Raw genomic sequence first — 22,712 nt, 5'->3', positions numbered from 1 at the left:
ATATTCGGTCTTATGCCATGAAGGTACTCAATGGGCGCGAATAATTTTACAGGTGTAATCCATAATACGGATGTATCGTTTCGGGGAGGTGATCGTCCATGAGCATGTTGAAAGATTCGGTTCTGTTTTTAGGAGGTTTTCTGAAAGTTGGCGTTGGGGTCAGCATATTGGTACTCTTTTTCATCGTCCGCTATGCCGTCAATCGAAGAAAGAAAAAATCAGGCTTCCTGAAATAAGCTTCAGCCTGAAGCGGTCTACTGCCTGCTTCAGGCTGCATAGGCGTGAATTCGCTAGCGGATTCGCGGAAACGTAATCCAGCCGAGCAGATTTAACCTCGACTTCTTTCCTTTTTCCCTAACTTGTCCTATAAACTCCCCAAGAAATTGCTCCCATTTCAAACCTATTTCTTTTTTCGCGTTATCGTTCTCAAGCACGCATCGTACGCTTTGGTTTAAAGCCGACTCCAGATGCGCCAAAGCTTCGCGCAAATGATTATCTATATTTTGCTCGGTCATCCATCCGTTCTCCTCACTTTTCGGCATCGTCATACTGGGCAATTTCCCGGTCAAGCTGCTTTTTCATTCTTTCGAACTGAGCTTCGGCAATAATATCCTCCACTTCCTGCCGCGCGTATTCAATAAGCGCTCTGCCGCGGTTCAGCAAACCGGCGCCGCCTTGCATGCCGGGTGCGGCAAGCGGGCGGAACGTCGCTTTGGCAATGGGCAGCAAAGCGGCTGCCGCTGCGGCAAGCGCAGCGCCGATAATGATTTTGTCCATGTTCTTCTGAATCATTTGCGTTCCTCCTAATGGGGTTCATGAGTGAGACTGCGGCTGTTTAAGCCGCAGCGTAAGCGTCCGCCGCCGGGAGAGCCGGGATGGCCCTTGTTTTTGAAATCAGGGCCAGAACCGGTTTGGACAAGAGGGATACCGAACCGGCTACGCCAAGGATGGGAATCCAGTAGACTAGCGGCAGAGGAGCGGTATGGAAAAACCCTGCCAGCGGCGGAATGTACAACGCTCCTATCAGAGCCAGCCACGACACGCATATAGCGCCGACGAAGAAGCGGTCCTTCGTCCAATCGCGCATCGTTTCTTCCGAGCCTTCCTGCCGCCATGAGAATGTCTGGATCAGTTGGCCCGAAATCAGCGTCGCAAAGGCAACGCTTTGAGCTACCGCTACAGGCGCGCCGACCGCAAGGCTTGCGGCAAATAAACCGAGCGTGCCCAATCCGAGCAGCGAGCCTCTCGTCACCAATTTCCGGTACAGCTCCTTATCGACGAATTCGACTTGTTGCTGCTTGTTCTTATGGCCCGGATTCACGGCCAGCACCATCGCGGGCAGAGCGTCGGTCAGCAAATTCATGAGCAGAATTTGAATAGGAACCAAAGGAATCGGCAGGCCGACCATCACGGCGGCGCTGGTGACGATAATCTCGGCCAGGTTGCCGGTCAGCAGACAGCCGAGCGCTTTGCGAATATTGCCGATGATCGTGCGGCCTTCTTTGACCCCTTCGACAATCGTGCCGAAATGATCTTCCGTCAGCACCATATCCGCGCTTTCCTTCGTAACTTCCGTCCCGGTTCGCCCCATTGCGATGCCTACGTTGGCCTGTTTGATAGCAGGCGTATCGTTGACGCCGTCGCCGGTCATCGCGACGATATATCCGCGTTTTTGCAAAGCCGTTACGATGCGCAGCTTATGCTCAGGCGTGACCCGGGCAAAAATGGACACTTGATCCGCCATCCCAAGCAGCTCTTCGTCCGACATGCGGTCAAGCTCATGGCCGGTGACGACGCTCTGCGCATCGCTGTAAATACCAAGCTGCTTCGCAATCGAAATCGCGGTGATCGGGTGGTCGCCGGTAATCATTACAGGCTTAAGCCCGAGCGCAAAAGCTTCCTGAATATTTCGCTCCACTTCTGGCTTGGGAGGGTCCATCATGCCGGCCATGCCGACATAAATGAGCTCCCGCTCGTCATCAATGGGCTCGTCGCCGTCGATCTCATCCAAAGGCCTGTATGCAAAAGCAAGCACGCGCAGCGCATCGGCCGAAAATTTTTCGTTTTGCTGCAAAATGTGCTGCTTCTGTTCTTCGGATAACGGCAGTACATCCCCGTCCCTCTGGTATCGGTTGCAATGGCGGAGAATCGTCTCGACGGCCCCTTTGGAGAAAAGATAGCATTCCCGCTCCGTCTGGGAATCTTTGCACACGACGCTCATTTTTGCGGTTTTGGAATCGAACGGGATTTCGTGCCCGCGGTGCCAGTGGGTCAAATCTTTGAGCCACAGCCCGTTTTTGGCTGCGAGCGTCAGAAGTGCGCCTTCGGTCGGGTCCCCTTTGGTCGTCCAGTGCCCGTCATGCTGCTCAAGCTTGCTGTTATTGCACAGCACGCCGATTTGCAGCAGCCGGTTCAAATCAGGGTGAGATACCGGGCTTCCGTAATGTTCCTGTCCCTTCTGTTCCGCGGCTGCGGCGGCAACCTCGGGAACAAACTCGTGCAGCACTCCCGTCGGTTCATAGCCGTTGCCCGTTACCGTCCAACCGCGATCCACGGTGGAAATCGCTTTTACCGTCATTTCATTTTTGGTTAACGTGCCTGTCTTGTCCGTGCAAATGACCGTCGTTCTTCCTAACGTTTCCAGAGAGGAAAGCTTGCGGACCAACGCGTTTTTCTTCGCCATACGGAAAATCCCCGCGCTTAGCGCGATCGTTATCGTCACGGGAAGCCCTTGTGGGATGGCTGATGCCGCAAGCGTGATCGAAGTTGTCATCATTTGCGAAATGGGAATGCCGCGCAAAATGCCGGCTGCGAAGACAAGTCCTCCCGCGATAAGGGCGCCTTTCACAAATTTTTTGCTGATCGACGTTACTTTTTCCTGCAGCGGGGTTACTTCTTTTTCCTGCTGTTTCAACAGGGACACCAAATGGCCCATTTCGCTATTCATCCCCGTCTGCACGACGACGCCTATCCCCTTGCCACCGCACACGTCCGTTCCCATGAAAAGCATATTGCTCCGCTCGGATAAGGTGCATTCCTCAGGCAAAGCGGACTCGCTCTTTTCGACGGGAAGCGATTCCCCGGTCAAAGCCGCTTCGTTGACGCGCATGTTCCATGCGCTGATCAAGCGGATATCCGCGGGAACGCGGTCACCCGCCTCCAGGCAAACGATATCGCCTGGCACCAGCTCGGCGGCGTTCAGCTCCGTTTGCCGGCCGTCTCTGATTGCTTTGCAGGCCGGAGGCTGGAACTGGTTCAGCGTTTCCACCACTTTTTCCGCTTTGCGTTCCTGAATCGTGCCGATTGCGGCATTGGCGAGCAAAATGGCCCCCATGGCGATCCCGTCAAAAAGGCCGCCGGTAAACAGAGCCAGCACACTTGTACCAAGAAGAATCAGCGTCGTAAACTCCTTGAATTGGCCCAAGTAGGATACGAGCCATGGCGTAGGCTTTTTGCTGTCAAGCCGATTCGGGCCATACCGGTTTCTCATCGCCGCAACCTGATCCTGGGACAGTCCGTTGTGAAGGTTCGTCTGCAACTCCCCGATGACCCGTTCGCTCGGGAGGTGATGCCAGGCCCAAGCTTCGGAAGCGGCGGCTGCCTCGTCCTTAAACGTCATTTGCGGCGGGGACGGCAGGGCTTCGCTCCTGATTTTCGTTCTGGACATAAATACGAGCGATAAAGCGTCCCCGATCAAATTGGCGACCGGCGCGCTGATCATGCCCAGCGTAGCGAGAGCGGAGCCGAAAATGTTCCATTTTTTGGCGATTTGTGCATGTTCGGTTACGGTTTGATCCGTTCTTACGGCGTACCAAGCGCTTTCCCGGACACGCTGCAGCTCATGGATGGAAATCGACGGCACCCCGGCTTCTTTATAAAACCGGTTGAGCGGCGTTTGCTCCTGAGCGGCGACAAACAGCACTTCTTCCCCTTGCTGCTTAAGTCCGGCGATCCGTTCGATCACTTCGCCCCGCTCCAGAGATGACCAACTCGTATCCATCCGGTACCGGGAAATCTCGTCATCGCCGATGTGCAGGCTGTTGTTCAGCAGTCCAAGCCACCATCCTTTATCGCTGAAAGATGCGGCAGCGGAGCCGTATTCGTTGACCGGCGATTGCCGGTGTCTGGCCATGAAGCCGAGACATTCGTTCTTGGCATTTCCCTGCTTCCCGACAAAAAGAACGTCAAAGCCTTTTCTTGCAAGCCTTTTTGCTTTAAGCTCATAGGCATCGCAGTCAATTCCGTTCGCTTGCATATATTTGGAGCCGCCAATGAAAATCCGGCTATCATTGACTTTGCCTTTTATTCCGTGTCTCTCTTCTTCCACATGGAAAGCGGTGCGGATCGTCCGGCAAGTTTGTTTCGCCTTGCTGCGCACATCTTCTTTCCACGGATGGCTGCTTTTTTCCATCAGCGAAGCGGCCAAACATACCGCTTTATCCGCATCCTGCTCCTTCTCCGCGATGCAGCTGATTTCTTCCAACTCAGGACGGTTAAACAAAAGCGACGAATCTTCGAATAAAATCGTTTTCGTTCTGGCCAGTTGGGATAACGACCCCTTTTCCGGAACTACGTATTCTCTTTCTCCCGAAACAAGCTCTGCCTGATTCCAGGCGTATTGCGCGGGTACGGTCATCGCCCGCGGATTTGCGGCCAGAAGCACGGCGATGGCGCGGAGCGGACTGCGGGTCACGGCCAAAGTCAAACCGGCTGCGACAAGCCCCAATTTGCCCGCCTTTTCGCTGTACGCTTGAATTTCCGGCGACATCACGGACTCTTGCTGCCCGTTCGATATGAAGCGGCTTCGCCTCCAGTTCACATATTGCAAAATGCTGAGTCCTGCCAGCACGACCAAATTTTCGCGCATGAGCGCGAGGGCGAGAGCGCTTGTGCCTAAAAGGAGATCCGAATTTATTTGTCTCTTATCGGAATAGGCTTGAACTCCCCGTTTGAGAAAAGGGTAGCCGGTCACGACCGAGACGAGCGCCGATAAATAAAAAGGCGCCGGGCTTCCGGCCAGGGCGGAACGCCCGAACAAAGCCTGCTTGATGCCCAGCACGGCCAAACCGCCCATGGAAAGCGCCAAGGCGATGGGCACTTTTTCCGCGGGCTCGCCGGTACCGGGCCCTCGCGGCGCCGGAAGAGCCAGCGGCTCGCGGGCAGGCCCGGCCTCATGCGCAGCCGCGGCTTCCTGCTCCGCCTCTCCCGGCCCGGCGGCCGCGACTAAAGCCTTCGCTTCGGCCTCCGGGTCCGAAGCGCCGATCCGCTCTTCGACTTCGCCGATCAGGTCGAAAATGCGCTGCGCGGTTATCTGCTTTGCATCATACAGAAGCAGCATCCTGCCCGTAATCGTGCAAGGCTCCGCTTTATAAATGCCAACGCAAGCCGATAATTTGGCTGCGAGCAGCTCCGCGGTCCGTTTGCTGCCCTGCAGCCCGCGAATTTCAATGCGTATCCTCCCCGGCAGGATGTGAAGAAACCTGTTGTCATTTCGTAACGCTATCATCCATAACTCTCCTTCATCCATGCTAACCACAAAAAAAGTGATTTGGCTATTATTCGCAATGTTAGTTGAAATATGCATCGATTTTTCGTGACCAAATGTTCGAATGAAGTATAAATATTTCATATTTTGGAATTATTTTATGTACAACCTTTATATAAGGAGAGGATATTGTGGCCAAATCACCGCTTGGCATCATCTTTGCCGCGGCTGCCGTCGCGCTTGCCGTGTCCCCGGAAGCCCGGAAGGCCGCGCGCAAACTGGCCGTCAAAGGGGCAGGCGTGCTGCTCGAAATCAGGGATCAAATCAAAGACGGAGCCTCAGGGCTCCGGCCGGCCATGCATGAGGACGAAAACAATACGGAGCCTTCCACGCTCCCATAATTCGGATGAACTTGAATAGAACATTTGGCGGCTTGGCGACGATTTAAAAATCGTACAATGGGGAACTACTATCCCGTAGCAACAAAATAAAACACACAAGGAGTGATCCGTATGTTTCAAGGCGGTTCTTTATGGGGAGGGCTCATATCCGGAGGTATTTCCCAATTACAGGACACGATGAGCTTGACGAGAGGCCAATTGGGTAAAAAAGATTATATGGTTCATACGACGGGCAATGTGACGGGCGCATTCGGCGTTATGGCCGGCATCGAATACGGGGCTATCCTTGGAACTTCGCTGATGCCGGGAGTCGGCACAGTCCTTGGGTCGGTTGTCGGCGGACTGCTTGGCAACACCTTGGGCCATACGCTCGGAACGCAGGCCGGCAATGCGCTTGTCAACAGCAGTCTGGCCGCTAATATTACGAATAGAGTTTCCAATACGGTTTCCAATATCACCGAATCGGTAACGGATACCGTTGCGAATGCCGTACAGCCGGCAGCGCAGCCCGAATAACCCGGAAATTCAACAACACTCGCTAACTGTCAATTAGCGAGTTTTCCCTATCTTTAATAGCGAAAGGAAGAAGAGGCTATGTCTTATAACGATAACGAACATGTGCCCGGCCCCGTTACGTTTCGACCCAGCGCTACATGGCAATTGTTTCAAAAAGTCGGATTCCTGTTATTCAGAAAAAAGCGATGAGGCAGATGGAGGCGCGCCGTGGATTATATCAATCGTGAAATTAGCTGGCTGCAGTTTAACAGGCGTGTTCTTCAGGAAGCCCAGGACGAGCGCACTCCGCTGCTCGAGCGGACAAAGTTCATATCGATCGTTTCTACCAATCTGGATGAATTTGTAAGTGTTAGAGTCGCCGGCATTATGGATAAAATCAGAGCGGGCAACCAGGAGGCCGATTTCACCGGCTTTACGCCGCAGCAATTGCTGGAAAAAATCATCGTCATGATCGAGCAGCTGGTGGCCGAACAATATGCGGCCAATGAGCGGATTCTCCGGCTGCTGGAGGAGGAAGGTCTTGTTTTTACCGGTTATCGCGAGCTGGAGCCCGAACAAAAGAAGGAAATGGAAGCCTATTATTTTCAAAAAGTATTTCCCGTGCTGACTCCCTTGGCTATCGATAAAAGCCGGCCCTTTCCGCTGATTCGCACGAAAAGCGTATATGTGGCCGTCGTTCTGAAACCGACTTCCGATGCGCAGCACAAGGAAACTTACGTGGCCTTGGTCGAAATTCCGCCCAATCTGCCACGCTACATTGAAGTTCCTTCTCTGGAGGACCAGCATGTGCGGCAGTTTGTTTTACTCGAAGATTTGATCAAGCAGCACATTCATACATTGTTTACGACGTATTCACCGGTCACCTTCCATACATTCCGTTTGACCCGCAACGCCGATCTCGATCCGAACGAGGAAGAAGCCGAGGATCTGCTCGATGAAGTGGAAAAAGTATTGCGCGCCAGAAAATGGGGCACCCCGATTCGTTTGGAAATCGAAAGAGGGTTCGACCCGTTTGCATTGGAACTGCTAAAAAAAGAACTGGAAATCGACAGCCAGTTTCTGATTACGAACGACGGTCCGGTTGATTTGAGCTATTTCATGTCATTTTCCAATTCCATTCAAGGTTTCGAGCATCTCCAGTATTCGAGATTCGAACCCCTCTATCCGCGGGAATTTACGAAGACGGACAACTTTTTTTCAGTGCTGCAAAAAAGAGACGTTCTTTTGTTTCTTCCGTACGAGTCGTTTGACGCTGTTAATGATTTTATCGGGCAGTCCGCCGCCGATCCTTCCGTCATGGCGATTAAAATGACCTTATACCGCGTCAACGGCAATTCACGCATTATCCGGTCTTTGAGCCGCGCCGCCGAGGCGGGCAAGCAGGTGACCGTAGTCGTCGAGCTGAAAGCCCGGTTTGACGAAGCCCGGAACATCGAATGGGCCAAAGAACTGGAAAAAGCCGGGTGCCACGTCGTATACGGCCTGCCCGGGCTGAAAATTCATGCCAAAATGATTTTGGTCGTGCGCAAGGAAGCGGATTCCCTCAGGCGTTACGTCCACGTCGCCACCGGGAATTACAACGAAGTGTCGGCGCACATATTTACGGATGTCGGACTGTTCTCATCCGATCTGGAAATCGGCGAAGACGTATCCAATTTGTTCAACAAAATTACGGGGTTTTCCGCCCCGAACCAGTGGCATTTTCTCAGCGTAGCCCCGACGCATTTGAAGCAGCGCTTGCTGGACTGCATTCAGCGCGAAGCGGAGCACGCCGCCGAAGGCAAGCCTGCAAGAATAATCGCCAAAATGAACGCGCTGTCGAATAAACAGCTCGTCGACGAACTGTATGCCGCTTCCCAGGCGGGCGTCCGGATCGATCTGATCGTCCGCGGCATCTGCTGCTTGCGTCCGGGCATCCCCGGCCTAAGCGACAATATTTCCGTCCGCAGCATTGTCGACCGGTTCCTGGAGCATTCGCGGATTTTTTATTTTGAAAATGCCGGCTCCCCGCAAATATGGCTGTCCAGTGCGGACTGGATGACCAGAAACATGGATAAACGCATCGAACTCATGTGTCCCCTTCTGAACGAAGACCATAAGTCCGCCGTTATTCAATATTTGTCGCTGCTGCTGAACGATAATGTGAAAGCCAGGCTGCTGCTGCCAGACGGCCGGTACGCGATGGCGCATGATGAACAGCCTCCCTGCCGCAGCCAGTTTGAGGCCAGAGATCTAGTAGTCCGGAAAAACAACTCCGTTCATATTCCGAACGACTACATAACCTCATTGGCTGCTTCCGCCTACAAAAGCGAGTCGGACCTCGTTCACTGACTATGTTCTTCCCCCGCATCGGATTGCCGAATCAGATTGTTCAATTTGTCAAAAAGATGCGGAGCCATATCCAAAATTTTGTCGTACACGGTGGGAGAGTTGTCCAGATAAACCGTTTGGACGCCCATTTTGCCTACGATCAAAAAAGCCAGCGGCGTTACGGACACGCCTCCGCCCGTACCGCCGCCAAAAGGCGGCATGACTCCGGCGGATTCCGGGCTGCGCCTGCCCAAATCGCTTCCCCCCGCGGCAAACCCGTAGCTTACTTTGCATACCGGTATAATAAAGGTGCCGTCGGGCGCTGCAACCGGCTCTCCGATGGTCGTATTCACATTGACCATTTCTTTCAAATGATCCATTGCCGTTGTGACAAAAGATTGCAAGGGGTGCTCTGTCATTCAATCACCTTTCGCTGCTATGTCCTTAGATGTCATTGTGGTCATGATTGAAAAAGAATAAACGGCGCCGGATTCGGACATGATCCCAAGTTTTTTTGAAAAAGCGGGACATCTATCTATACTGCGCATAGACAAACGACATATAGTGTGGTGTGAAGGGAGGGATTGGCATGGGTGGCGCATATGGAGCATTTCATCATACCAGCACGGCTGTAATCCTTGTATTATATATTCTGCTTGTCATCGTCCTCAGCACTTTCGGTTTTGGACTGTAAAATAGAAGCGGCCGGTACGAAGTAAGCTGTACCAGCCGCTTTTTTACATAAAATCATTAAATGACGAAATAATAGCCGTTGAAAAACCCGATCGTAATGATGACATGCAAAATCAGAAACAGCATCACGTACAGCAGCCTGGCGTTTTCGCGGTTGTTCGTCAAGCTTACGATATAGATGTAAAAAGGAATGCTGACCATGATGTAGCGGACTACGCTGACCAGGAACAACGGCTGGCTGGAAAACGGAATGACGATCAGCAGCAGGCCGTAGCCAAAAAACAGCAGTTCCTTCCAATCGCGGACCATCTTCTTGAGATGAACGAGGAAATAGATGATAAATACGACAAATACAGCCGTCGATATCGTAAAAGCGATCAGTCCGTTATCCCATCCGTCCGGAGTGGAGAAATACGGGTTTTTCAAAAAACCGAAATAATTCTTAAACGGCGTCGTCGTATAGCGGAACCAGTGCAGGCTTTGCTCGTGAAAAGGCGCCAGCCAATCGCCGGTAACCAGCTTCATATGAAGCAGGTACAATCCCATCGGAACGAGCGACAACAAGCTGTACGCGGCCCACCTGACGTACCGCCAAGTCCATTTGAAGCCTTCGTCCAGGCAGACGGTGCCTATGACAAAAGCGAGGTTGATAAAGCCCGGCACCCTTGTCACCGTTGACAAGCTTGCCGCCAAAAACGCCAGCGCATACTGTTTGCTGCCCGCATGATAGATCGCTGCCGCCGACAGCATCAGGAACAAGCTCTCCGTATAAGGAATCGAGTAATACAGCGACGAAGGGTAAACCAATATAAGCAAAAGCACGGTTCCCGCCTGGCGCTCGCTTAACCCGCGTTGCAGGGCGATCAAGTACACATAAATAAGCGCTGCAAGCAAAAACAGGTTGGACAGCACCATGCCGACAATCGACGGATCGAGCCAAATGATTTTGCCGAACAAATAAATCAATAGCGGATACAACGGGAAAAACACCCAATTGGCCGCCGTATGCGGCTCGTCCATCCGAACCTGGTCATAGCCTTCGGTGGCGATTTTTAAATAAGAATATGTATCGAACTTGATAAAATCTTCAAGCTGCAGCTTTCGCGTGCTTTCCAGCTCTTCGGGCAACTGCATTTTCCATTCGGAAAAGCTTCCGGGAGGGGTTTGCACATATGTGGGTACAGCCGCATAATCGTTGAACAAATTCAAACCTACGTACCCCGTAAACAGCATCAGCGCGCGGCTAATAAGCACAAGCAGCACCACGGACAGAACAAGCTTGAGCGTCAGCGGCTTCTTGAACAATTCCGCATTCATTTCTACACTTCCCTCCAGGGCGGGTCGGTTTCTTCTTCTAATTGACCACTTTAAATTTACATGAAGAATACATTAATAACAATTTAAGGATTTGTAAAGAGGGGAATGTTATGGAAACATTTTCCCGGTTTCATTCGTCTACATTCATGGACGAAACAAACGGGCAAAATGTTTAAATTTCGTTAAATATTAAATTTGTGTGAGGATTACGTTATAATGAGGCATAAAACGTATGCAACCAACTTTCCTTGCAGGATGGAGACGAATAACTGTGGCTAACCCTGTTTTGACAATTGTTGTTCCTTGCTACAACGAAGAGGCTGTGCTGCCGGAAACGGTATTTCAGCTTAGCGGCGTTCTGGATTCTTTGATCCAGGATGGCCTTATATCAAGCTCCAGTACGATGCTTCTTGTCGATGACGGCAGCAAAGACACAACATGGGGGCTGATCGAGCGGTTCCATGAGGCCAATCCGTTCGTTACCGGACTGAAGCTGGCCCGAAACGCCGGGCACCAAAACGCGCTGCTGGCCGGGCTGATGAAAGCGAAAGCTTACGCGGACTGCGTCGTTTCCATCGATGCCGACTTGCAGGACGACGTGGAGGCCATTCGCGAGTTTGTCGTCAAATACCGCGAAGGGTACGACATCGTGTACGGAGTCAGGCAAAGCCGTACGACCGATACCTGGTTCAAGAGAGCTACCGCGCAGGGCTTCTATAAGCTGATGACCCGCATGGGCGTGAACATTCATTACAACCATGCCGATTTCCGTCTTATGAGCAAACGCACGCTCGATGAAATGGAAAAGTTTCGCGAAGTGAACCTCTTTCTGCGCGGGATCGTGCCGCTGCTCGGCTTCCCGTCCGCCAAAGTATATTACGACCGCAAGGAGCGCTTTGCCGGGGAGTCCAAATATCCACTGAAAAAAATGCTCGCGTTTGCGTTTGACGGCATCACCTCGTTCAGCGTCACGCCGATCCGATTTGTCACCTTGATGGGCTTCGTTCTGTTTGCGCTCAGCGTCGTCGCCGCGCTTTACGCGATTATAGGCAAATTGCTGGGGGCCAACGTTACAGGCTGGACTTCGCTGGTTTTGTCCGTATGGTTCATCGGCGGCGTGCAATTGCTGGCGTTAGGTTTAATCGGAGAATACATTGGGAAAATTTATAAAGAGGTGAAGCACCGCCCTCTTTATGTGATCGAAAAAGAGGTGACGGCACATGCGCGGGAGCTTGCCGCAGCCCCATCCGTTAGCGCCAAGATCGGCGGGCAAATGACATGAACCGTATGCGCACATGGCTCACGGGCAGCTTTGCCCGTTTTTTGCTCGTCGGCTTGCTGAATACGCTGATCGGACTCGGGACCAGCTTCGCGCTGTACAACTTGCTGCACCAAAATTACTGGGTTGCGACCTTTACCGGCAACACTGTCGGGGCCGTCGTCAGCTACGTCCTGAATCGCACGTTTACGTTTCGTTCGAACGCAAGCGTGAAGAGCAGCTGGTGGAAATTCGCCGTAGTCATAGCGGTCTGCTACGGGCTTTCTTACGGAGCCAGCTGGCTGCTGGCGGAAGCCGCTTCCAGGCTGCTTCCTTTCTTGAGCGCGGGACTGCTGCATAACGCGGCGATTTTGGCGGGGAACGGCCTCTACACGATCGCAAATTATGCGGGGCATAAATATTTTACGTTCCGGACGGCCGGATCAAGGAGCTTGCCTACGAGGAGCTAGGAATGAGCAGGTTCGACAAATGGAATTCGTTCGCATTGCTCGCAGCAAGCGGGATACTCAGCTTTCTGCTGTTTGTGAAGCCGATTCTCGGCGTTGCCGACAATGGCGATTTTCTCCGCATCATGGGTTCCGCAGGGCTTTCTTACCTGAGTGCTGCGGAACCGCCACAGGATCATTACTTTGCTTTTATGCATAAGCAATATGCCATGGATGCGCCCTTCGCGGGCGGGTACGTCTCGTCGCAAATCATCCTGGTGTTCGCCGCATCATGGATCGCGAAGCTGCTGTATGATTGGCACGTTTTCGACATCCGCTTTCTCGGCGCCCTCTACAGCTTGCTGCTGCTAACCGCATTCGCTCTGCTGCTGAGGCTGCGGATGCTTGCCTCCCCTGTGACGAAATGCGTGTTCACCGTTTTGTTTTTGCTTGTCTTTTTCGATGTCGGGTACACGGCTTACTTCAACTCCTTCTTCGGGGAGCCGATGGCGCTCGTGTTTTTGCTGCTGACGATTGCCGCCGCTTTGCATATGGCCGAACGCCAACAACCGCGAACCGCATGGTTCGTATTTTTTATCGTTTCTGCGATCTTCCTTGCCGCCTCCAAAATCCAAAACTCGCCGACGGGAGTCATCCTGGCGCTGCTGGCGCTCCGGCTGCTGCCCTTATTGGGCGCGGCAGGCCGTAAAAAGACCGGCTTCGCGCTGACTGCCCTGCTGCTTCTCGTGTCGTGTGCGATTTATGCGACGGCACCCCGCGAGCTTCGAACGGTTAACCAATACCAATCGGTGTTTTACGGTATTTTGAAAGACTCGCCGTCGCCGGAGCGGGATTTGGACGAGCTGGGCCTCGATCCCGCGCTCGCGCGCCTTGCGGGCACGCATTATTTTATGCCGGACACGCCTATTCCCCAGCAGAGCGACACGCTGAAACAATCGTTTTATCCCCGCATCAGTCACGGGAAGATCGCGATGTTTTATTTGCGGAACCCGGGCAGATACTGGGACAAATTGGAAGTAACCGCTAGCAAAGCCATGACCATTCACATCGGCTATCTGGGCAATTACGAGAAAAGCGCCGGACTTCGCCCGGGAAGCGTCTCGACCGCCTTCGATACGTGGAGCGTGATCAAAGAGCGGGCGCTGCCGCATTCGATCTGGTTTTTGGGCGGATTTGCCGCGGTTTATTATGCGGTTATCTTCGCCCTGTATGCGAGGGAGCCTGCGCGCGGGGCGAAAGCGGCGTACGAAGTGTTCATGGCCGTAGGCTTGATCGGAGCGGTCGCCTTTCTCGTGCCGGTTATCGGCGACGGCGAAGCCGACATGGAGAAGCACCTCTTCCTGTTCAACGTCTGCTTCGACGTCATGTGGACGGCCTCGCTCGTATGGCTTGCACAGCGGGCTGTTAATTTCGTCAAAGCCAGGGCATCCTAGAGTCTGTCCGATGAACCGCGTAGAAGGTATATGTATGCAAAATGACGGTATTCATGCAGCGTGAGCGGCATATATGCAGTCATTATTCAGTGGGTATGCACAAACGCAACTCCGTCGGACTGACTCCTAGCCGTGAGGTGATGAAATGATGGCTCGCAGAAGAAGCAACCGGGCTGCCGTGCCCGGATCGGAGCATGCCCTAAGCCAGCTCAAAGCGCAAGTGATGAAAGCCCAGGGCTACAACGTCAACCCGGATCGGCCCGATCTGGTCAAATACGAAGTAGCCCGCTCGCTTGGCGTGCCGCTGCAGCCCGGCTACAACGGGCAGCTTCGCTCCGAGGACGCCGGCAAGGTCGGCGGCCCGATCGGGGGCGCCATGGTGCGCGAACTCGTGCGCATGGCGCAGCAGCAGCTCTCGCAGCAGCGCCCGCCGCAAAGATAAGAGGCGGAGGCAGACGGGAGTCTGTGAAAGTAACTTAGCCCGTCAGACTCCTTAAATGCCATAATCCGCCGCAGGCTCACATAAGCTAGAAGCAAGCAGTTTCGCTGCGAGATTTTAGTCAGAAGGTGATGCCCTTGAAGCCGAATCCCAGCAACCGCGCTCCCAAAACCGACTGGAAAGGGCTTCACGCACAAGCCGGCGATGTGCTGGGGCCTGATTTCTGGCAGGATATTGCCGGTTTGCTCCCGCTTTCCGGACCTAGAATCGATATGTATGAGACGGGCAGTGAGGTCGTCGTCGTTGCCGAAGTGCCCGGGCTATTATCCCCCGAACACGTCCAGCTTTCCATCCGCGAGCATTTCCTCGTCATCCGGGGAACGCTTGTCCGCCCTTATCAGGTCATCGATGAACAAATGCTGCTGTCGGAACGGTTTTTCGGCGCTTTTGAACGGCGGATTCGCCTGCCTGACACAGCCTTGACCGAACGCATGCAAGCCCAGTATCATAACGGCCTGCTGATCATCCGCATTCCGACGGGGCCCGAAGCCGGTGAAACGCCGGTTCCCATAAAATTCACCTGACGCTCGGCCGCTCCGGCCGGGCGTTTATTCGTTTGAAGAAAAGGGAAATATGCTCCGTTTGTCCCCATATACATAATAATATCAGAACAATGGAGGAGGTACTTTCCATGGTACGCATTCGGTTTCAATCCATTCATATCGATTCCGTCGCCAATACGTCCAGCATCAACAAAGGAGAGAATCGAATTATAGGGCGCAAGCATGCCATAAAATCAAACGATGGATTAGGCGAAGTATCCGGGGACGGCAACGTAGTGACCGGCGGCAACCATCTTGTCCTCGATTCGGACACTATCGACGTTCCTCCGCCCAAGCGCAAAGGCTGAGCTTTATGGGATGGTGGTTTTTCAGGGATAAGCCGTCGCCTCCTCCGCCGGTTCCCGCTCAGCAGCCTGCCGCGGCGGATGCCGGCGCCGCTGCTTCTTCCGCCGTCATCGCGCAGTTGGAAGCCCGGCTGCAAAAACTGGAAGAGCACCTTGCAAGCATGGCTGCAAAAAGGCCGGAAATCCGCATCGATAACGTGCATATTCATCAGCCTGTTTTGGAAAATTTGACATTTCGCCTGGATCAACTGGATATAAAAGAATTAAGCGGTTCGCTTAATCTCGGGAACAACTTTGGGGCCAAAACGGATCACAAAGCGCACGGCGGCGCTATCGCGGGCGGCGGCACAGCAGGTGCACACGGCGGCGCTGTCGCGGACAGCGGCAAAGCCGGTGTACACGGCGATGCGTCCGCAGAAGGCGGCAAAGCCGGTGTGCACGGCGGTGCGTCCGCAGAAGGCGGCAAAGCCGGTGTGCACGGCGGTGCGTCCGCAGAAGGCGGCAAAGCCGGCGGAACTGCCACGAGCGGCGGCAAAGCCGGTGTGCACAGCGGCGCGTCCGCAGAAGGCGGCAAAGCCGGCGTGCACGGCGGTGCGTCCGCAGAAGGCGGCAAAGCCGGTGTGCACGGCGGTGCGTCCGCAGAAGGCGGCAAAGCCGGCGGAACTGCCACGAGCGGCGGCAAAGCCGGTGTGCACAGCGGCGCGTCCGCAGAAGGCGGCAAAGCCGGCGTGCACGGCGGTGCGTCCGCAGAAGGCGGCAAAGCCGGTGTGCACGGCGGTGCGTCCGCAGAAGGCGGCAAAGCCGGCGGAACTGCCACGAGCGGCGGCAAAGCCGGTGTGCACAGCGGCGCGTCCGCAGAAGGCGGCAAAGCCGGCGTGCACGGCGGTGCGTCCGCAGAAGGCGGCAAAGCCGGTGTGCACGGCGGTGCGTCCGCAGAAGGCGGCAAAGCCGGCGGAACTGCCACGAGCGGCGGCAAAGCCGGTGTGCACAGCGGCGCGTCCGCAGAAGGCGGCAAAGCCGGCGTGCACGGCGGTGCGTCCGCAGAAGGCGGCAAAGCCGGTGTGCACGGCGGTGCGTCCGCAGAAGGCGGCAAAGCCGGCGGAACTGCCACGAGCGGCGGCAAAGCCGGTGTGCACAGCGGCGCGTCCGCAGAAGGCGGCAAAGCCGGCGTGCACGGCGGTGCGTCCGCAGAAGGCGGCAAAGCCGGTGTGCACGGCGGTGCGTCCGCAGAAGGCGGCAAAGCCGGCGGAACTGCCACGAGCGGCGCTATCGCGGGCGGAGGCAAAGCCGGTGCATCCGCCGCTTCTACGGCTGCTGACCATGCTGCGGCTGCGGACCATTCCACTCCCGAGCGTACTTCGACCGGTTACCGCTACACAGTCCAGCCTAAACCGAACACAGGAGGTGCTTAGCCCGTGCCGTCTTTCATGTCGCCCAATTTCATTATCGGCTCGATCCGGATCGGCTCCGTAGAGAGCGCGTCCTGCATCAATATGGGCAACAACTGGCCCACAGCTTTCGAGAGCACGCAAAAAACCGTCCAAGGCTTCGGCTCTGTCGCCGGAGACCACAATCAGCTCGTCGGCACACGCTCCTTGCTGAACGACTCCGACTTCCTCGACATGCTGAACATCGAGGGCTCGGAGGCTCCAGAGTGGCTGCAAGATATGATTGCCGGTTCCGTGCAGGCAGCCGGCTTTTCCGCCCCCGGCGAGGAGGAGCCTGCGCAGGAGCAGGAAACGAGCGAAGCGGAAGTCAAGTGACGGTCTGAAAGTCTGACTGACGGAACCGTTTTTGTACATCGTGCGGTTTCTTAGGAGTCTGTCCGAGGAATTCATGCGGGAGGTAAGCAACTCCGCCCGCCAGACTCCTAGCCGCAGCCCCGGCTGATCAAAAAATCGCCTTTCGTATAAGGCGCATCGATCACATCATTATCATATATCGTATTGATATTATGATTCACATGATTTTGCTCGCCGCTGACAGTACCCAGCCCGTTGTTCTCTTTATTGCTGACCGACCATAACAGCTGCGTATTCGTACCGACAAAAATACCCGAAGCGTTGGAAATGGAATTCACCTGAATTTGGTCGAAATGAATGACGGGCCGGTCCAATTCGGGCGTTCGTCTCAGCATCGCGATCACCTCTAAACCTGGTTGGTCACTGCGGGTTTGAAGTCCTGATCATTGATCGGCGCGTCGATAAAGTCATTGTCAAAAATAAAGTTGGCTATGTTGGCAAAGATCGTATTTCCATAATTTTGGCCTGTGGCAACATTATTTTTGCTGTGCGAATCCCAGCTTGATTGCGCATTCTCCCCGATTCCGATCGTTGCATTCGTATTCAGCGAGTTGACGTTGATCATGTTAAACACTATGGAACTCGGCATGCTTCACACTCCTATCCGCCGTCAGGCCTGTCGCCCTGGCACTGAATCCTGTATGTTAACCTATTCGGCGCAGGCGGGAAAGGTGCCGAAAATCACAAAACCGGAACGGCACCACCGTCGAACAACTCCAACACAGCAAAAATTTGGTGACTCCGCAATCCTTTTTTGTGCGAGAATCTGTCTTTCGAGGTCGCGGTGGTGCGACCCCACCGGTTGCTTGGCGGAGGGAGACCGCACGACCGGTTATGGAGCGGCTGCCAGCCGGGCCAGCCTGCAATCGTGCAGGCTTTTACGAGGGAAGCGCGTGCGGGGGCGCCCGTTTGGACGAAAAGCCTGCAAAAGTGCAGGTTTTTTCAGTGCAAACGGCCATTTTCGGGGAAAAGCCTGCGATTGTGCAGGAATTTTCGGTGAAAATGAATCTGAACCCACCTTCGCGGCGAAAAGCCTGCACATTTGCAGGAATTTGTCGTTGTCAGCGTATCAACCGAGCAAAAACTGTACTTTTGCAGGTTTTTTCTCGCGCAACCATAACCAGGCAGATGGTGCGCGGCTCCGGCGTGTGGGTTTCCTGGCAGCCTGCAAAAGTGCAGGTTTTTTCAGGGCAAACGGCCATTTTCGGGGAAAAGCCTGCGATTGTGCAGGAATTTTCGGTGAAAATGAATCTGAGCCCACCTTCACGGCGAAAAGCCTGCACTTTGCAGGAATTTGTCGTTGCTAGCGCTACGTTTGTTCAGAAAATTGCCGCCTATTGCCGACATTCCGCGCGCTGCCGGTGACGCGCCAATTGCGGCAAATTTTCTACACATCACCAACGGCTCCCTGGCGAGCAAGTTTGGGAAACCAACGCGCCGCGAAGGCGTTTCTGACCAGCCCGGCCGCACGCTCTGCCTAATGCACAGCAAAAGACGCCTCCATCCCCACTTGCAAAAGTGGTTTTGGCGGCGTCTTTTCGCTGCATTTGGGGCTGGCTCACTCACAAATGCGGCGGAGCAGCGGTCTTACCAAAAGAATGGGCCTGGGAAACCGCCGAAACCGCCGAAGCCTGGGCCGAAACCTGGGCCAAAGCCGCCGAAACCGAATGGCGATGTGCCGATAGCCAGAAGGTCAAACAAAACAAGCGGAATAACCGCTTTTGTTTGAACTCCCTTTTTCCCTTTCGGGGAAGCTACAAACAAAGTATTGCCGCTGATTCGAACCAATTTGCCTGTAACTTGAGTTCCGTCTTTTTTCAGCGCAAAAATCTCTTTTCCTAGCAATTTGTGGACATCTTTTTTGCGAATCGCAGTTGACATGAGTGCGCACCTCCTTCAGAAAACAGGGATTCATTACTCTACAGTGTACGTCCCGTCAATTCTTTGCGATTGGATAGTTGTCCGAGGCAAAATCCAAAATACGCAGGAGTCTGCTCAACACAAAAAACGGCCCCCCTTCGCTTCAAGAAGAGAGTCCGTTCAAATGACCGCAGCCGTGCGCTGCAGCTTGCTAGGCTTTGCGCAGCTTGCCCAGTTCCGATGTAATCGCATCGATCTCGCTGATGCTGAATTTGTCTTTGCTCATCACCATATCGTATAAATCCTTCAAATCCTCGTAGGCATCCTGCTTCAAAGCCGAAGCTTTGATGGACCCGCCGGTTGCCATGCGGAGCTTTTTCTTAATTTCTTCAAACATATATTCCACATTATCTTCAGACCAGTTGCTCAAATCCATCGGCACAGGTTCATCCTTTCTCCAGGCATTTGCCCTTCCTGTACCTCATTGTAATGGAGTGCGGCATTTTTGTAAATTGTCCTAATGGACAGTCCTGCGGCGGTACCGGGGCAGCCCCCTTTTTTATAGTTGGGATGAAATACTTTTCTTAAAATCGGAAGGGTACACGCCCACAATCTCGGTAAACAATTTCGTAAAATGGCGCGTGCTGTAATAGCCGACCTGCTCGGCAACTTGCTGAATGTTCAGCTTGTTCTCCATAAGCGGCTCTTTGGCTTTCGTGATGCGCATGCGGGTCAATTATTTGACAAATTTACTGCCTAAGCGAGCGCACGTCACTTTTACGGGCTTAGCGGGTCCGCCTTATCTGTCCATAATATCTTTATACAATTGCTCCTTATCCGAATCGTCCTTATAAATTCCCAGGTAATCGAAAATCGCAAAAGAAAAATCGACGAATGCGCGTCCTTTGGCCGTAATGACATGCCCGTCCCTGACTACACGCTCATCGGCATAATTTTGGCGCGGAAACGGGTCTTCTACGCCCAATTGGCGAATTCTTTCCAAAGAGCAGGAAGTCGTAAATGCCCTCCTCCTTAGCACCCCTGCCCTTCCCAAATATTGCGGCCCGTGGCATACCGCAGCCAGCATTTTTTCTTCTTCATCAAGCTTGATGATGAGTTCGGTCAATACATCCTGCTGATCTCTGATCGGTCCCCCCGGAATGATCAGCCCTTCGATATCTTTCAGCTGCAGCGCTTCTTTGACTGTCATGTTGGGCTTGTAGTATAAACCGGATTCGCTAACCACGCAATCATCACTATACCCTATGGACAGCACTTCTCTTTTGCCGACATTTTTCAGTTTATGAAAAGCGAGAGTAATTTCAAAATCGGCGAAATCCTGTGAAATAAAACAAATTATTTTCCCCATTGTGATCCTCCTGGTATTGTTTGTGAACAGCACGAATGCCAAAAAATACCTGACTCCGCCTGCTTGTTAGAGTATAATGAGACAGACGCCGAACTACAAGCCCAAACCCAACGCGCCTCTCCCGGCGCCCGTTGCGACGCTGCACCGGTGGGTGGGCCGCATGTGGTCGACCGACCGCCGTCATGCAGCGCAACACCGCTCACCGGGAGCTGCGCGCGGAATAATTACATGTTGGAAAGAGGCGAGCTAATGGAGCCACACCGTTATCCGATCGGGCAATTCGAGCCCTTGCGGAACCCAACCCCTGAACAACGCAGCCGCTGGATCGAGGACATTCTCGAAATACCGGCAGCGCTTAGAAGGACCGTGCAGCACCTGACTCCGGTGCAGTTGGACACGCCATACCGCCCTGGCGGTTGGACCATTCGGCAAGTTGTCCATCATATGGCCGATAATGACATGAATGCCTATATTCGTTTCAAGCGAGCGCTCACTGAGGATAATCCCACGGCCAATTCGTATCGGGAAGATTTGTGGGCGGAATTAAGCGACTATCAGGCGCCTCTCGAACCGTCGCTGCTTCTCCTGGAATCGCTTCACAGCCGATTTGCAGAGCTGCTCCATTCGCTGTCCCCTGCGGACTTTCAAAAAACATTTACGAGCCCCACCCACGGCCTCATGAGCCTGGATGTCGCCACCCAAAGATACGCCTGGCACAGCCGACATCATATCGCACAAATCGCTTCACTCCTGGAACGTATGTGAAAAAAAGAAAGGGCTTCCCAAAGTCCGATGACTTATGGGGAAGCCTATTCCGGTAAACCTTCAGCCTGCCCCCCGATTAGGGATGGCAGGGAAATGCAATCGCTTCGCGACTGTGGCGCGAAGCCGCCTGCGAACGATGCACGGCATCGTTCGCAGGCGGATGCCGAGCGCACCCCTCGGGCTCGCCGACGCATGCTGCGATGCTTGGCATCGGTAGAGACGCGCGGCCCGTTCGGCTCCGCTTGCGCATACATCGATGCTCGGCATCGTTCGGACGGGTGCCGAGCGCGCCTCTCGGGCTCGCCGACGCATGCTGCGATGCTTGAGAAACGCCGAAAAGCTCCGCAACAGCACAATTTTCGTGCTCCTAGACGGCTCCGCCGCGGCAAAGCCTGCAATTGTGCAGGCTTTTTCGAAGAAAACGGCTCGTTTGGAGGAAATTCCTGCAATTGTGCAGGAATTTCCGATCGTGAGAGGGCTAAGCCTCAAATTTTAGAGAAAAACCTGCACTTTTGCAGGAATATTTCTTGGTGAGCATACGAAGGAGCAAAAAGCTGCACTTTTGCAGGCTTTTCACTCCTGGCCAAATAATCGTGCCGCTTCCACCGGGCAAGCATTCGTCAGCTCCGCGGTCAGCTAGACTCCGCGCGCACGCCCTGCGATGCCTCTTTGCCCGCGAGCTTTGCGTCGGTCTCTCTTTTGCCGGCTTGCTGCTCCTGCCAAATAGCCGCGCAGCTTCCACCTGGCAAGCATTCGTCAGTCCCGCGGTCAGGTAGACACCGCACGCTTGCCCTGCGATGCCTCTTTGCCCGCGAGCTTTGCGTCGGTCTCACTTTTGCTGGCTTACTGCTCCTGCCAAATAGCCGCGCAGCTTCCACCGGGCAAGCATTCGTCAGCTCCGCGGTCAGCTAGACTTCGCACGCTTGCCCTGCGATGCCTCTTTGCCCGCGAGCTTTGCGAAGGTCTCCTTGGCATCGCAGCCCGGAGACCGCCCCGGCCCGGCGCGGGGTTAGGCCGACTCGGGGCTGATCAGCGTTACGTGCGGCCGCTGTTCGTGCCCTTCCAGACCAAGGCTCACGCAGATTAGCCGGACATGCTCTTCGGCCAGCTTACGTACTTCTTCATAGCTTTGCCCGAATTGAATGCTGTAAGAAATAAGACCGTGCATGGACATGAACAAGTTCCAGGGAAGCGTATACTTTCTGCTTTCCACTCCAGGCTCGCCGGCCATCACCTGTCGGATGACAACCGCAAACATTTCGAGGCATTGCGCTTGTTCGGTTCGGGAATACTGCTGAAGCTCCGGCTCATGAATCATGAACATCATTTCATAGTGATTAGGATTGTTAAGACCGAACCAAATAAACTCCAGCATCAGCTTTTGAAGCAGATTCACGCTGAAGCCCTGCTCGCGCAAAATCATCTCTCTCTGCCGCTGCAGCAGCAAGGAAAAGTCGTCTTTAATCAATGCATAGAACAGTTCCGCTTTTTCGTTAAAATGATAATATAATGCTCCATGACTGTAGCCCATTGCTTTAGCGATGCTTCGCATCGTTAAAGCACGATAGCCGTAAGTATTGAATAAATCCCGCGCTTCCGTCAGAATTCTTTCTCTGCTTAGCTCCTGCGCGACTGCTTTCCTCGCCATTCCAATCCCTCCGAATCCTTAGCCGTATGCGGTTATGTGTGT

The 22,712-nt window shown here is 53.9% G+C and carries 27 protein-coding genes; 15 read left to right on the top strand and 12 right to left on the bottom strand.

What is annotated here, in order from left to right:
- Window positions 1–98: 98 nt before the first annotated feature.
- Window positions 99–236 (top strand): hypothetical protein, encoded by a 138-nt coding sequence (locus tag AC6RNO_RS16160; RefSeq protein ID WP_474684085.1) that lies wholly within the window; start codon window positions 99–101, stop codon window positions 234–236.
- Between the two features lie 54 nt (window positions 237–290).
- Here AC6RNO_RS16160 and AC6RNO_RS16155 read toward each other — a convergent pair whose 3' ends face one another.
- From AC6RNO_RS16155 to AC6RNO_RS16145, 3 genes are read right to left on the bottom strand one after another with little or no spacing between them, the layout of a single operon-like run.
- Window positions 291–515, bottom strand: coding sequence for a hypothetical protein (locus tag AC6RNO_RS16155; protein ID WP_474684084.1), 225 nt, complete (start codon window positions 513–515; stop codon window positions 291–293).
- A 13-nt stretch (window positions 516–528) separates the two neighbouring features.
- On the bottom strand, window positions 529–792 hold the full coding sequence (locus tag AC6RNO_RS16150) for a DUF5132 domain-containing protein (protein ID WP_474684083.1): 264 nt from the start codon (window positions 790–792) through the stop codon (window positions 529–531).
- Between the two features lie 43 nt (window positions 793–835).
- Window positions 836–5,506 (bottom strand): HAD-IC family P-type ATPase, encoded by a 4,671-nt coding sequence (locus AC6RNO_RS16145; protein WP_497106038.1) that lies wholly within the window; start codon window positions 5,504–5,506, stop codon window positions 836–838.
- A gap of 170 nt (window positions 5,507–5,676) precedes the next feature.
- Between AC6RNO_RS16145 and AC6RNO_RS16140 the strand changes: the two genes are divergently transcribed.
- The 3 genes from AC6RNO_RS16140 (at window position 5,677) to ppk1 (ending at window position 8,733) form a co-directional block, all read left to right on the top strand.
- Entirely contained in the window at window positions 5,677–5,886 is a 210-nt protein-coding gene (locus tag AC6RNO_RS16140) for a hypothetical protein (RefSeq protein WP_474684081.1), read from the top strand.
- Between the two features lie 111 nt (window positions 5,887–5,997).
- Window positions 5,998–6,402 carry a glycine zipper domain-containing protein gene (locus AC6RNO_RS16135; RefSeq protein WP_474684080.1) on the top strand — a complete coding sequence of 135 codons (405 nt, stop codon included), beginning with the start codon at window positions 5,998–6,000 and terminating at the stop codon, window positions 6,400–6,402.
- Window positions 6,403–6,609: 207 nt separating this feature from the next.
- Window positions 6,610–8,733: a polyphosphate kinase 1 gene (gene ppk1, locus AC6RNO_RS16130; protein WP_474684079.1), complete on the top strand. Its 2,124-nt coding sequence runs from the start codon at window positions 6,610–6,612 to the stop codon at window positions 8,731–8,733.
- Here ppk1 and ytfJ read toward each other — a convergent pair.
- Window positions 8,727–9,131: a GerW family sporulation protein gene (gene ytfJ, locus AC6RNO_RS16125; protein WP_474684078.1), complete on the bottom strand. Its 405-nt coding sequence runs from the start codon at window positions 9,129–9,131 to the stop codon at window positions 8,727–8,729. The two genes, ppk1 and ytfJ, sit on opposite strands and share 7 nt — an antisense overlap.
- A 170-nt stretch (window positions 9,132–9,301) precedes the next feature.
- Here ytfJ and AC6RNO_RS16120 point away from each other — a divergent pair, with 170 nt between their 5' ends.
- Complete coding sequence (locus AC6RNO_RS16120) at window positions 9,302–9,406, top strand: YjcZ family sporulation protein (protein WP_474684077.1); 105 nt, start codon at window positions 9,302–9,304, stop codon at window positions 9,404–9,406.
- A gap of 56 nt (window positions 9,407–9,462) precedes the next feature.
- Here AC6RNO_RS16120 and AC6RNO_RS16115 read toward each other — a convergent pair whose 3' ends face one another.
- Window positions 9,463–10,722, bottom strand: coding sequence for a mannosyltransferase family protein (locus tag AC6RNO_RS16115; RefSeq protein ID WP_497106037.1), 1,260 nt, complete (start codon window positions 10,720–10,722; stop codon window positions 9,463–9,465).
- Window positions 10,723–10,993: 271 nt separating this feature from the next.
- Here AC6RNO_RS16115 and AC6RNO_RS16110 point away from each other — a divergent pair, with 271 nt between their 5' ends.
- From AC6RNO_RS16110 to AC6RNO_RS16075, 8 genes are all read left to right on the top strand, one after another.
- A complete protein-coding gene (locus AC6RNO_RS16110; RefSeq protein ID WP_497106036.1) occupies window positions 10,994–12,004 on the top strand; it encodes a glycosyltransferase in 1,011 nt (336 codons plus the stop codon).
- Window positions 12,001–12,450 carry a GtrA family protein gene (locus tag AC6RNO_RS16105; protein ID WP_488434391.1) on the top strand — a complete coding sequence of 150 codons (450 nt, stop codon included), beginning with the start codon at window positions 12,001–12,003 and terminating at the stop codon, window positions 12,448–12,450. The genes AC6RNO_RS16110 and AC6RNO_RS16105 overlap by 4 nt, the downstream gene beginning before the upstream one ends.
- 2 nt (window positions 12,451–12,452) lie before the next feature.
- On the top strand, window positions 12,453–13,880 hold the full coding sequence (gene wsfD, locus AC6RNO_RS16100) for a glycan biosynthesis hexose transferase WsfD (RefSeq protein ID WP_474684073.1): 1,428 nt from the start codon (window positions 12,453–12,455) through the stop codon (window positions 13,878–13,880).
- A gap of 148 nt (window positions 13,881–14,028) precedes the next feature.
- Window positions 14,029–14,322 carry a small, acid-soluble spore protein, alpha/beta type gene (locus AC6RNO_RS16095; protein ID WP_497106123.1) on the top strand — a complete coding sequence of 98 codons (294 nt, stop codon included), beginning with the start codon at window positions 14,029–14,031 and terminating at the stop codon, window positions 14,320–14,322.
- A gap of 134 nt (window positions 14,323–14,456) precedes the next feature.
- A complete protein-coding gene (locus AC6RNO_RS16090; protein ID WP_497106035.1) occupies window positions 14,457–14,903 on the top strand; it encodes an Hsp20 family protein in 447 nt (148 codons plus the stop codon).
- A 107-nt stretch (window positions 14,904–15,010) separates the two neighbouring features.
- Window positions 15,011–15,229, top strand: coding sequence for a hypothetical protein (locus AC6RNO_RS16085; protein ID WP_474684071.1), 219 nt, complete (start codon window positions 15,011–15,013; stop codon window positions 15,227–15,229).
- A 5-nt stretch (window positions 15,230–15,234) separates the two neighbouring features.
- A complete protein-coding gene (locus AC6RNO_RS16080) occupies window positions 15,235–16,638 on the top strand; it encodes a hypothetical protein (protein ID WP_497106034.1) in 1,404 nt (467 codons plus the stop codon).
- A gap of 3 nt (window positions 16,639–16,641) precedes the next feature.
- Window positions 16,642–16,989, top strand: a complete 348-nt coding sequence (locus AC6RNO_RS16075) for a hypothetical protein (RefSeq protein WP_474684069.1) — start codon at window positions 16,642–16,644, stop codon at window positions 16,987–16,989.
- A 107-nt stretch (window positions 16,990–17,096) separates the two neighbouring features.
- Here AC6RNO_RS16075 and AC6RNO_RS16070 read toward each other — a convergent pair whose 3' ends face one another.
- Window positions 17,097–17,363: a hypothetical protein gene (locus AC6RNO_RS16070; protein WP_497106033.1), complete on the bottom strand. Its 267-nt coding sequence runs from the start codon at window positions 17,361–17,363 to the stop codon at window positions 17,097–17,099.
- Window positions 17,364–17,374: 11 nt separating this feature from the next.
- Window positions 17,375–17,617 carry a spore germination protein gene (locus AC6RNO_RS16065; RefSeq protein WP_474684067.1) on the bottom strand — a complete coding sequence of 81 codons (243 nt, stop codon included), beginning with the start codon at window positions 17,615–17,617 and terminating at the stop codon, window positions 17,375–17,377.
- 320 nt (window positions 17,618–17,937) lie between these two features.
- Between AC6RNO_RS16065 and AC6RNO_RS16060 the strand changes: the two genes are divergently transcribed.
- Window positions 17,938–18,393 (top strand): hypothetical protein, encoded by a 456-nt coding sequence (locus AC6RNO_RS16060; protein WP_497106032.1) that lies wholly within the window; start codon window positions 17,938–17,940, stop codon window positions 18,391–18,393.
- 222 nt (window positions 18,394–18,615) lie between these two features.
- Here the strand turns inward: AC6RNO_RS16060 and AC6RNO_RS16055 are convergent, their stop codons facing one another.
- The 4 genes from AC6RNO_RS16055 to AC6RNO_RS16040 all read right to left on the bottom strand — a co-directional run bounded on the left by AC6RNO_RS16055 (window position 18,616) and on the right by AC6RNO_RS16040 (window position 20,257).
- Window positions 18,616–18,909 (bottom strand): hypothetical protein, encoded by a 294-nt coding sequence (locus AC6RNO_RS16055; protein ID WP_474684065.1) that lies wholly within the window; start codon window positions 18,907–18,909, stop codon window positions 18,616–18,618.
- A gap of 190 nt (window positions 18,910–19,099) precedes the next feature.
- A complete protein-coding gene (locus tag AC6RNO_RS16050) occupies window positions 19,100–19,324 on the bottom strand; it encodes a DUF1128 domain-containing protein (protein ID WP_474684064.1) in 225 nt (74 codons plus the stop codon).
- Window positions 19,325–19,447: 123 nt separating this feature from the next.
- Entirely contained in the window at window positions 19,448–19,615 is a 168-nt protein-coding gene (locus AC6RNO_RS16045) for a helix-turn-helix domain-containing protein (RefSeq protein ID WP_497106031.1), read from the bottom strand.
- 72 nt (window positions 19,616–19,687) lie between these two features.
- Window positions 19,688–20,257 (bottom strand): DJ-1/PfpI family protein, encoded by a 570-nt coding sequence (locus AC6RNO_RS16040; protein WP_497106030.1) that lies wholly within the window; start codon window positions 20,255–20,257, stop codon window positions 19,688–19,690.
- Between the two features lie 249 nt (window positions 20,258–20,506).
- Here AC6RNO_RS16040 and AC6RNO_RS16035 point away from each other — a divergent pair, with 249 nt between their 5' ends.
- Window positions 20,507–21,022, top strand: coding sequence for a YfiT family bacillithiol transferase (locus AC6RNO_RS16035; RefSeq protein WP_497106029.1), 516 nt, complete (start codon window positions 20,507–20,509; stop codon window positions 21,020–21,022).
- Window positions 21,023–22,031: 1,009 nt separating this feature from the next.
- Here the strand turns inward: AC6RNO_RS16035 and AC6RNO_RS16030 are convergent.
- Window positions 22,032–22,670 (bottom strand): TetR family transcriptional regulator, encoded by a 639-nt coding sequence (locus AC6RNO_RS16030; protein WP_497106028.1) that lies wholly within the window; start codon window positions 22,668–22,670, stop codon window positions 22,032–22,034.
- Window positions 22,671–22,712: the final 42 nt, after the last annotated feature.

This window comes from Paenibacillus sp. sgz302190 (genome assembly GCF_059820445.1).
This window is presented reverse-complemented; position numbering and strand designations above follow the sequence as displayed.

Excerpts from the sequence above, each read along its gene's own strand:
- AC6RNO_RS16145 (WP_497106038.1), bottom strand. The coding sequence starts at position 5,506 with ATGATAGCGTTACGAAATGACAACAGGTTTCTTCACATCCTGCCGGGG.
- AC6RNO_RS16080 (WP_497106034.1), top strand. The coding sequence starts at position 15,235 with ATGGGATGGTGGTTTTTCAGGGATAAGCCGTCGCCTCCTCCGCCGGTT.
- AC6RNO_RS16040 (WP_497106030.1), bottom strand. The coding sequence starts at position 20,257 with ATGGGGAAAATAATTTGTTTTATTTCACAGGATTTCGCCGATTTTGAA.
- AC6RNO_RS16095 (WP_497106123.1), top strand. The coding sequence starts at position 14,029 with ATGGCTCGCAGAAGAAGCAACCGGGCTGCCGTGCCCGGATCGGAGCAT.
- AC6RNO_RS16085 (WP_474684071.1), top strand. The coding sequence starts at position 15,011 with ATGGTACGCATTCGGTTTCAATCCATTCATATCGATTCCGTCGCCAAT.
- ytfJ (WP_474684078.1), bottom strand. The coding sequence starts at position 9,131 with ATGACAGAGCACCCCTTGCAATCTTTTGTCACAACGGCAATGGATCAT.
- AC6RNO_RS16035 (WP_497106029.1), top strand. The coding sequence starts at position 20,507 with ATGGAGCCACACCGTTATCCGATCGGGCAATTCGAGCCCTTGCGGAAC.
- AC6RNO_RS16055 (WP_474684065.1), bottom strand. The coding sequence starts at position 18,909 with ATGTCAACTGCGATTCGCAAAAAAGATGTCCACAAATTGCTAGGAAAA.
- AC6RNO_RS16050 (WP_474684064.1), bottom strand. The coding sequence starts at position 19,324 with ATGGATTTGAGCAACTGGTCTGAAGATAATGTGGAATATATGTTTGAA.
- AC6RNO_RS16155 (WP_474684084.1), bottom strand. The coding sequence starts at position 515 with ATGACCGAGCAAAATATAGATAATCATTTGCGCGAAGCTTTGGCGCAT.
- AC6RNO_RS16070 (WP_497106033.1), bottom strand. The coding sequence starts at position 17,363 with ATGCTGAGACGAACGCCCGAATTGGACCGGCCCGTCATTCATTTCGAC.
- wsfD (WP_474684073.1), top strand. The coding sequence starts at position 12,453 with ATGAGCAGGTTCGACAAATGGAATTCGTTCGCATTGCTCGCAGCAAGC.
- AC6RNO_RS16135 (WP_474684080.1), top strand. The coding sequence starts at position 5,998 with ATGTTTCAAGGCGGTTCTTTATGGGGAGGGCTCATATCCGGAGGTATT.
- AC6RNO_RS16120 (WP_474684077.1), top strand. The coding sequence starts at position 9,302 with ATGGGTGGCGCATATGGAGCATTTCATCATACCAGCACGGCTGTAATC.
- AC6RNO_RS16065 (WP_474684067.1), bottom strand. The coding sequence starts at position 17,617 with ATGCCGAGTTCCATAGTGTTTAACATGATCAACGTCAACTCGCTGAAT.
- AC6RNO_RS16160 (WP_474684085.1), top strand. The coding sequence starts at position 99 with ATGAGCATGTTGAAAGATTCGGTTCTGTTTTTAGGAGGTTTTCTGAAA.
- AC6RNO_RS16045 (WP_497106031.1), bottom strand. The coding sequence starts at position 19,615 with ATGCGCATCACGAAAGCCAAAGAGCCGCTTATGGAGAACAAGCTGAAC.
- AC6RNO_RS16150 (WP_474684083.1), bottom strand. The coding sequence starts at position 792 with ATGATTCAGAAGAACATGGACAAAATCATTATCGGCGCTGCGCTTGCC.
- AC6RNO_RS16030 (WP_497106028.1), bottom strand. The coding sequence starts at position 22,670 with ATGGCGAGGAAAGCAGTCGCGCAGGAGCTAAGCAGAGAAAGAATTCTG.
- AC6RNO_RS16115 (WP_497106037.1), bottom strand. The coding sequence starts at position 10,722 with ATGAATGCGGAATTGTTCAAGAAGCCGCTGACGCTCAAGCTTGTTCTG.
- AC6RNO_RS16105 (WP_488434391.1), top strand. The coding sequence starts at position 12,001 with ATGAACCGTATGCGCACATGGCTCACGGGCAGCTTTGCCCGTTTTTTG.